This window comes from Kineococcus indalonis, from assembly GCF_009906395.1.
Lineage (GTDB): Bacteria > Actinomycetota > Actinomycetes > Actinomycetales > Kineococcaceae > Kineococcus > Kineococcus indalonis.
This window is the reverse complement of sequence record NZ_JAAALM010000143.1, coordinates 1-8,192: the sequence shown is the minus strand read 5'-3', so window position 1 is coordinate 8,192 and position 8,192 is coordinate 1. Positions and strand designations below refer to the sequence as shown.

7 protein-coding genes are annotated in these 8,192 nt (G+C 72.3%); 3 read left to right on the top strand and 4 right to left on the bottom strand.

Annotated features, from left to right (window positions below):
- Positions 1 to 698 precede the first annotated feature (698 nt).
- Positions 699 to 1,493 carry a hypothetical protein gene (locus tag GTR00_RS09255; protein WP_166611340.1) on the top strand — a complete coding sequence of 265 codons (795 nt, stop codon included), beginning with the start codon at positions 699 to 701 and terminating at the stop codon, positions 1,491 to 1,493.
- A 190-nt stretch (positions 1,494 to 1,683) separates the two neighbouring features.
- A complete protein-coding gene (locus GTR00_RS09250) occupies positions 1,684 to 2,823 on the top strand; it encodes a GAF domain-containing protein (protein ID WP_166611339.1) in 1,140 nt (379 codons plus the stop codon).
- A 39-nt stretch (positions 2,824 to 2,862) separates the two neighbouring features.
- Here the strand turns inward: GTR00_RS09250 and GTR00_RS09245 are convergent, their stop codons facing one another.
- Positions 2,863 to 4,296, bottom strand: a complete 1,434-nt coding sequence (locus GTR00_RS09245; protein ID WP_166611338.1) for a sugar transferase — start codon at positions 4,294 to 4,296, stop codon at positions 2,863 to 2,865.
- Between the two features lie 178 nt (positions 4,297 to 4,474).
- The gene (locus GTR00_RS09240) at positions 4,475 to 5,524 is read right to left on the bottom strand and encodes a GNAT family N-acetyltransferase (RefSeq protein ID WP_166611337.1); all 1,050 of its coding nucleotides are present in this window, start codon (positions 5,522 to 5,524) and stop codon (positions 4,475 to 4,477) included.
- Positions 5,525 to 5,789: 265 nt separating this feature from the next.
- Between GTR00_RS09240 and GTR00_RS09235 the strand changes: the two genes are divergently transcribed.
- Positions 5,790 to 6,476 carry a class I SAM-dependent methyltransferase gene (locus tag GTR00_RS09235; protein WP_166611336.1) on the top strand — a complete coding sequence of 229 codons (687 nt, stop codon included), beginning with the start codon at positions 5,790 to 5,792 and terminating at the stop codon, positions 6,474 to 6,476.
- Here GTR00_RS09235 and GTR00_RS09230 read toward each other — a convergent pair.
- Positions 6,431 to 6,910, bottom strand: a complete 480-nt coding sequence (locus GTR00_RS09230; RefSeq protein ID WP_166611335.1) for a hypothetical protein — start codon at positions 6,908 to 6,910, stop codon at positions 6,431 to 6,433. The two genes, GTR00_RS09235 and GTR00_RS09230, sit on opposite strands and share 46 nt — an antisense overlap.
- Before the next feature lie 105 nt (positions 6,911 to 7,015).
- Positions 7,016 to 8,192 (bottom strand): RNA polymerase sigma factor (locus tag GTR00_RS09225; RefSeq protein WP_166611334.1); only part of this gene is annotated, 1,177 nt, incomplete at its 5' end.

The following is an 8,192-nucleotide window of genomic DNA, read 5'->3' as shown; positions in this document are numbered from 1 at the left end:
CCCGATGCGCACCCAGCCCGAGCCGGAGTCGGCGACCTGCTGCAAGGCGGTGGTGTTCACCGGCCAGTCCCGCCACAGGGAGAACACCTCCACCCCCGTCCCCAACACGCGCGAGGGAGCCGCCGCAACCGCCGCCTCGGAGCGGGCGGGTGCGGTGGTGACCACCGAGAGCACGCCGGCGAGCATGCAGGCCAGGAGCCCGAGGACCCCGATCCGTCTCCAGCGCGGCACGCACATGCCTACTTGTGTCGGTGGGACCTGCACCGCCTTGACGGGGTTTCACCCGTTCGCGCGCGCACCGCAGTTGCGCCGGTCAGCGGTGCCGGTTAGCTTCACCGACCACCGCCGCCCCGCACGGTGCCGACCGGATCGAGGTAGGCACGAGCCCGCAGCAGCGGCCCGGTGCGGTGATCAGCGGGGGTTCGGGGACGCCGCGGAGGGCCCACCTCCGACCGTGCCACCGCACAGGGAGACCCAGACCTCTCATGCCTCGCCCGACCAGGCAGCGCCGTGCACCCGGCTCTCGCACGCTCACCGCCGTCCAGGCGCTCGCCGCGACGGACGCGGGACGGCCCCCGCGCCGGCCGGCGGCGAGCACGGCGACCGGGGGACGCGCTGCTGCGACGGCGTCGTGGCGCCGGGCGCCGACCACGGCGCTGCACCGGTGGAAGCACCGTCTTCGAGGCGCAGCGGTGCTCGTGGCTGGAGCCACCGACGAACCGTCCCTCTCGGCCTACTACCGCGACTACCAGGACTCCGGACGCTCAGCGGCCGCATTCGCCCTCGGGCACCCCGTGCGCGGCCTCGCCGCCCTCATCGCCACGGCACGCCTTCCCCGCTCGCACGCTCCGCTGTCCCGAGGGGGGGAGGCCGAAGTGATCCGCCGAGCCCTGCTGCGCCCGGCGCTCCTCGGAGCGCCCGCCGCCTGCACGGGGCTCGGCGTGCTCGAGGTGCCCGACGACACCACCACCTACCTCCAGGGGCGCCACAAGCAGACGCTGCGGCGGAAGGTGCGGGCAGCGCAGCAGCGGGGCATCACGTGGCGCCTGGTCGACGACCCGGTGGAGCGGTCGCACCTCGTGCGGTTGGCGGACCGCGCAGAGCGTTCCCACCCCGATCCCCGTTACCGCGAGCTCGAGCCGGACAACACCGATCTGTTCCGCTACGGGTTGTGGATCCTCGCCTCCTCCGCGGACGGGACACCCCTGTTGCTCTCCGTCACCCCTGTGGACGGTGAGTACGGCCTGCTCCGCTACTTCCGCACCTTCGGCTGGAGCGACGCGCATAGCCTCAGCCGCTACCTGATGTGCCAGGCACTCGTGGACGTCCTCTCCGAACGCGGTGTCCGCCACGTCGTCGACCCCTGGCACCCCGGGGAGCTTCCCAACGGTCTGCGCCACTTCCAGCGGATGGTCGGTTTCCGGATCGCACGCGTCCGGGTGCGCCGTCGACCGTTCTCGCCCGTCCGACCGGATCCGCCGACGACGCCGTGACGGGCGGCGGGTGCAGGAGGCTCACGGTGCGGGTCTTCACCTGGCAGCGGAGTGGCCAGTGCGTAACATGAGCCGGGCGTCGGGGGCCGCTGCGGGCTCCTCTGATGGGGAGGGCAGTCCACTGGCAGAACCTGCAGACGGTGCGGGGCTCGACGTCCTCACCGCGGTCCGGGACCCACGACGACTGGCGGTGCTGGAGCAGACCGGGCTCGCGCAACCCCGTCCGGACGAGACCCTCGACCGGTTCGCCCGGCTGGCCGCCACGCTGCTCGGCGTCCCGGTCTCCTACGTCTCCATCGTGGCGGAGGACAGGCAGGTCCTGCCAGGGATGTCAGATTCCTGCGCGGCCGAGGACGAGCCACGATCGCAGCCCCTGCCACGGTCCATCTGCAAGTTCTCGGTGGCCACGGGCGAGGAACTCGTCATCGAGGACATCTCCGTCGATCCGTTGGTCCGCACGAACGCCGAACTGCGGGCGCAGGGGCTGCGGTCGTACGCCGGTTGGCCCCTGATCACCGCTGAGGGGCACGTGCTGGGCAACCTCTGCGTGCTCGACCGGCAGCCGCGGCAGTGGTCCGACGAGGACCTGGACGCGCTGCGCGACCTGGGTGCACTCGTGCTGCAGGAGCTGGAGCGCCGGATCACGGCCGCGAACCTGCAACGGCTCCGGACCGGCGTGGAACAGCTGCTGGAACGGCTGGACACCACGGGCCCGCTGGTGCGCTCGCTCACCCAGCTCGCGGACGAGACCGGTGACCCCCGCGCACAGCGGGGGTCGTCGGTGCTGAAGTCGCACCTCAACGAGGTGCTGCGCGCCACGGCGGCCGTGCGGGAGCAGCTGACGTTCTCGCCATCCCCCTCGTCCCGCAGGTCCGTCGACATCGGCGACGTGGTGGTACGAGTCGTCGAAGGCGCCAAGGCCGTCACCGACGCCTTCTTGACGTTGCACCGCGACCCCGGACCGATGCTGCTGGACTGCGACCCGGCATCGCTCGAGCAGGCGATCAGCCACCTGGTCGTGACGCTCGTGCACCACAGCCGCGGCAAGGCGGCCGTCAACGTGCGCCTGCGCGTGGTGGACGACGCCCCGCCGCTCGCGGTGCTCGAGGTGAACGCTCCCTCCGCGCGGGTGCCCGGCGACGAACTGGGTCGTCTGGCGGAGCGGCTCGACGCGACCGACAAGGCGGACGCGGCGGAGGAGGAGCACCCGGCCGTCTCGATCACGACGACGCCGCGAAGCTCGAGGGCATCGAGCGGTTCGGTGCGAGCCTCCTCGTCCGCCGCGACAGGGGTGCGGCTGACGGCCTGGTGGACGTTGACCGGACGCTGAGTTCCGCGCCCACCCGGCCCGCAGAGCACCGGGAGCGGGTCAACCGCCGCGCGCCCCCACGACCTGCGTGACGGTACGGACCATGATCTTGAAGTCCCCCCACAGGGACCAGTTCTCGATGTAGAAGTTGTCGAAGCTGGCCCGTTCCTCGATCGAGGTGTCTCCACGCAGGCCGTTGACCTGCGCCCACCCGGTGAGGCCGGCTGGCACACGGTGACGGGCCATGTACCGCGGCACGCGGGGCGTGAACTCACCGACGAAGTGCGGACGCTCGGGCCGTGGGCCCACGATGCTCATGTCACCGCGCAGGATGTTCCACAACTGGGGCAGCTCGTCCAACGACGACCTGCGGAGCAACCGCCCGACCGGGCCGAGCCGGTCGTCGTGCTTGATGTTCCAGTTCGTCGCGGACTCGCTCTCGTTCACCGGCTTGAGGGAGCGGAACTTCATGACCTCGAAGGGCTGCCCGTCGAGCCCGACCCGCGTCTGCCGGAAGATGATGCCCGGACCCCCCTCCCACCGGACGGCCAGCGCGCAGACCGCCATGACGGGGGACAGCACGAGCAGCGCCGCAGCTGACAGCACGACGTCCACGACCCGCTTGACCTTCCAGGCGAAGGTGCGGAACGCCGCCCTCCGCACCCGGATGAGGGGGATGCCGCGCAGCTGGTCCATGTCCCTCGTGGTGGTGTGCACCTCGAAGAGCCGAGGGACGATGAGGATCTCGACCTCGAGCCGGTCGCAGGTGCGCAAGATTTCCACCAGGTCGGCCTCGCGGCGGCTCCCGTACGCCACGACGACGGTCTCCACGGCGAAGTCGTCGATCAGCCACGCCAGTTCCTCGTACCCACCGAGCAGCGGGACCGGCAGCTCCTCGGAATCACCCACCCGCGGCTTGGTGTCGACGAAGCCGACCGGGTCGAGGCCCAGGTCCGGGTGGTCGCGCAGCGTTCGAGCGATCCGGATGCCGACCTCACCCGCGCCGATGACCAGGGTGGTGTGCCGCAGGCGACCTCGACGCCGCGCCTGGCGCGCCGCGGCGTAGGCCGCTCCGCGCACCAGGAGAACCGCAGCGGTGAGGCACGCCGCCTGCAGCACGGCGTGCTCCCGCGGACGCCACTCGGGCAGCAGCGCAGACAGCGCGAGTTCGGTGGTGAGGCAAGCGAGCCCGACCGCCACGACGTAGGGGCTGTCGTCGAGGATCGACATCGACAAGCGGGGGCGGTAGAGCCCGAACACCGAGAACGACCCGAGCATCACCACGAGGAGGACCGCACCGACGGGGTCCGGTGGCCAGAAGGCAGCAGCCACCGCGAGGAAGGTGAGCACGTCCACCAGCAGCAGGTAGAACCCGGTGGGCGCGCGCAGGAACCAGGGCCGTAGCGATTGGGGGTCGAACATCCTCGGCTCGAGGAGGACGATCCCCTCAGGGCCTTCGTGCACCAACGATCGCGATGCCTTGACGGAGGCCATGACTGACACGCTCCTTCCGGGCGGTCGACGTACCGGCCCGCGACACCTCGTGGCCGATCCACCGTGCTCACAACGGGCACGAAGAGGTAGCGCCGATGTTAGGGCAGAGCGCCCCCCTGCACAGTCCGACGCTGAACCAGTTCAGACCACGGCCACCGGGTCCTCCGGAACCCGAACCTCAGCTCCGCAGCCGGCTGCTCCACCGCTTCGCCCCGCGGTAACCGGCGCGCACGGTCCCCCACAGGGCCGAGTGGCTGGTCGTCACGACGGCGTAAGGCTCCGGGTGGGCACCGAAAGCCTGCTTGAACCGAGTGACCCCCTCATCGACGCTGCCCACCTCGTCGAGGCGCTGGTAGCCGTTCTGCAGCGCCCAGAGGATCTCGTGCACGTAGAGAGCTGTTCCCGCCTGGTCTTGGCGGTGCTCGCGGAAGCCCCCGCCCGCCCAGGAGTACAACGTCCCTCCGTGACCGAAGGCGATGGAGAGGCCTCCCGGGTCACCGTCAAAGGAGACGGAGAGCATGCACACGTCCGGACGCCGGCCGTACCGCTCCCACACGCGCTCACCCACGTCCGGGGCGTAGGGCGACGGCAGACCACGGGCGCCGTAGGCCTCCTCGAAGAAGGCCGGCAACCAGGTGGCCACCTCCTCCCTGGTCGAGGCGCGCACGACCGCGCCTCGCCGCTGCGCGGTGCGCAGCGAACGTCGCACGGAGGAACGGGTGCTGCTCCAAAAGGCTTCCACCGAACCGTGCGACAGGTCCACGACCTGTGTCACGTCCTCGTGGATGCTCCACCCCGCGCCCCGGGCGGCCGTGGCGGCGTGGCGCACGCCCGGCGCGAACTCCAGGCGCGTGAACGCCACCCGCTGACGACGTGCCCACGCATCGACCGCCCGGAACACCCCGGTCAGGTGCTCAGCGGGCACGACGGGTCCCACGTAGGGGAAAGGGACCTGGGCTTCCATCGAGACGGGGCCGCGCCGCGTCATCAGCAGCGGGACGACACCGACCGGCTCGTCGTCCACCGTCGCGACCAGCGGCGCGAAGCGCCACCCGTGCGCACCGGCCTGCAGGTGCAGCCAGTCCCACGTGTGGAACGCCGTCGAACCCTCGACCTCCGCCAGCAGCCCGTCCCACTGCGCTGCACTGCCGCAGACGGTCAGAACGACCTCCCCCGTCCGCAGGTCGGGGGGAGAGCCGGGGGGAACGCCGGTGCCGGGGGCGGACATGGTGCTCAGGGAAGCAGAAGGGCATCACGAGGGCGAGGGGAACGGCGAACGGGGCGTGGACCGGGGCGCCCTGGGTGGACCGGGGCGCCCTGGCGGGTGGTCCCCGTGGTGGGTACGCTCTGCGACCCCGCGACCCTCCGGTCGGGTGCACGCCCCTCCACACCGGCCTCGACAGGAGGTGCCGACCCTCGTGAACCACCCCCGGCGCAGAACCCGGACGCACCGCGGCGAGCAGGACGGCCAGCACGGCGCTCGACGCGGACACGTGCGGGAGGCGGTCGACGCCTTGCCCCCGCTGACGGTCCGGTTGGGACGGCTGGTCGGCACCCGCGTGGTGGAGGTGGCCACCGACGCCTGGCTGGGGGCCCGCACGCGCGGCCTGGTCCGCAACGAGGGGGCCCTCCGACGGGTGTCGGTCGGCGGTGACTCCGAGTACTACGAGGCGATCCGCCTGACCTGGTGGCGGCGGATCATGTCCACACCGACCGTCGTGCCGCGGGAGAGCACCTTCGTCGACCTGGGAGCCGGGCGCGGCCGTGCTCTCCTCCTCGCGGCCCGCCGGGGGTTCCGGGAGGTCGTCGGGGTCGAGCTCGACGAAGCCCTGGCGGAGGAGGCACGAGCGAACCTGCGGCGCTGGTCCTCACGACGCGGCACCCGCGGCCGAGCGCAGACGCTGCGGGTGGTCGTCGGCGACGCGGCGACCTTCCCGCCCCCGCGCGGCCCCCTGCTGGTGTTCATCGCCAACGCCTTCGGGGTGACGACCCTGCACCACGTGCTGACCGCCCTGTGCTCGACACCGCGCGGCGACGAAGCCGCGTTCATCGCCTACTTCAACCCTCAGCGGGAGCACGTCTTCGCGGACTTCCCCCGCCTGGTCGTCCACGCGCGCGGGGACGACTGGGTCGTCTACCGGCTCGTCGGCGCACCGGGCCCGGGGGCGCCGGGCAGCTGATCCCCGGCTCCCAGCTCCTCCAGCCGGCGGCGCAGCAGCTCCGCCAGCTCCACCGACTCCCCGTCGCGGGCCCCGCGCCCCACCTGCAGGGGCGGGTCGGCCGGCGGCGGGTGCACGCCCAGCAGCCGCTCGCGCAGCCCCCCGGCCAGGGTCAGCACGTGGAAGGCGCCGTCCTCGGCGACGGCCAGGGACTCGTCGCGGCGCAGGTACCAGCCGCGCAGCCCGGTGCGGGCGCGGCCGCCGCGCACGCGGGCCCGCAGCGGCACCGGGGGCACGCCCCGCCGGCGCACCTCGGCGACGAAGCCCTCCAGCAGCCGCCGGGCCCGTTCGGTCTCGGCGGCGCGGGCGCGCTCGGCCGCGGCGACGTGCGCGGCGGCCGCCTCGGCCCGCCCGCGCCGCCACTCCTCGCGCTCCTGCGGCGTCGCACCCGGCACGCCGGGCACGCTACCCGCACGGCCGGGGACGCACCTCGGCCCCCGGTCCGCGCGCGGCGGGCCGGGGGCCGAGGTGCACCGGGCGGCAGGGCCCGGTGGGGGTGGTCAGTCGAGGTAGTCGCGCAGGACCTGCGAGCGCGAGGGGTGGCGCAGCTTCGACATCGTCTTGGACTCGATCTGGCGGATGCGCTCGCGGGTGACCCCGTAGACCTTGCCGATCTCGTCCAGGGTCTTCGGCTGGCCGTCGGTCAGGCCGAAGCGCATGGAGACCACGCCCGCCTCGCGCTCGGAGAGGGTGTCCAGGACGGAGTGCAGCTGCTCCTGCAGGAGCGTGAAGCTGACCGCGTCGGCGGGCACGACCGCCTCGGAGTCCTCGATGAGGTCGCCGAACTCGCTGTCGCCGTCCTCACCGAGGGGGGTGTGCAGCGAGATGGGCTCGCGGCCGTACTTCTGGACCTCGACGACCTTCTCGGGGGTCATGTCGAGCTCCTTGGCGAGCTCCTCCGGGGTGGGCTCGCGGCCCAGGTCCTGCAGCATCTGCCGCTGCACGCGGGCGAGCTTGTTGATGACCTCGACCATGTGCACCGGGATGCGGATGGTGCGGGCCTGGTCGGCCATGGCGCGGGTGATGGCCTGGCGGATCCACCACGTCGCGTAGGTCGAGAACTTGTAGCCCTTGGTGTAGTCGAACTTCTCCACCGCGCGGATCAGACCGAGGTTGCCCTCCTGGATCAGGTCCAGGAAGAGCATGCCGCGACCGGTGTAGCGCTTGGCCAGCGAGACCACCAGGCGCAGGTTCGCCTCGAGCAGGTGGTTCTTGGCGCGGCGGCCGTCCTCGCTGATCCACCACAGCTCGCGCTTGAAGGTGGGGTCGATGCTCTCGCCGGAGTGCAGCTTCTCCTCGGCGAACAGGCCCGCCTCGATGCGCTTGGCGAGCTCGACCTCCTGCTCGGCGTTGAGGAGGGCGACCTTGCCGATCTGCTTGAGGTAGTCCTTGACCGGGTCGGCGGTGGCACCGGCGGAGACGACCTGCTGCGCGGGTGCGTCGTCGTCGTCGTCGGTCAGGACGAAGCCGCCGGCGCTCTTCTTGGCGTCGGGGGCCTCGGCGGTCTCCTCGGCGGCGTCGTCGGCGACCTCGACGACGACGTCCTCGACGACCAGGTCCTCGACCTTGACGTCCTCGACGAGCTCGTCGCCGCTGGGCTCCTCGCCGGGGGTGGCCTCCTTGGCGGCCGGGGCGGCCGTCTTGGTGGCGGTCTTCTTGGCCGCGGCGCGGGTGGTG

Coding starts and splice junctions, on each gene's coding strand:
- GTR00_RS09245 (WP_166611338.1), bottom strand. CDS start 4,296: ATGGCCTCCGTCAAGGCATCGCGATCGTTGGTGCACGAAGGCCCTGAG.
- GTR00_RS09240 (WP_166611337.1), bottom strand. CDS start 5,524: ATGTCCGCCCCCGGCACCGGCGTTCCCCCCGGCTCTCCCCCCGACCTG.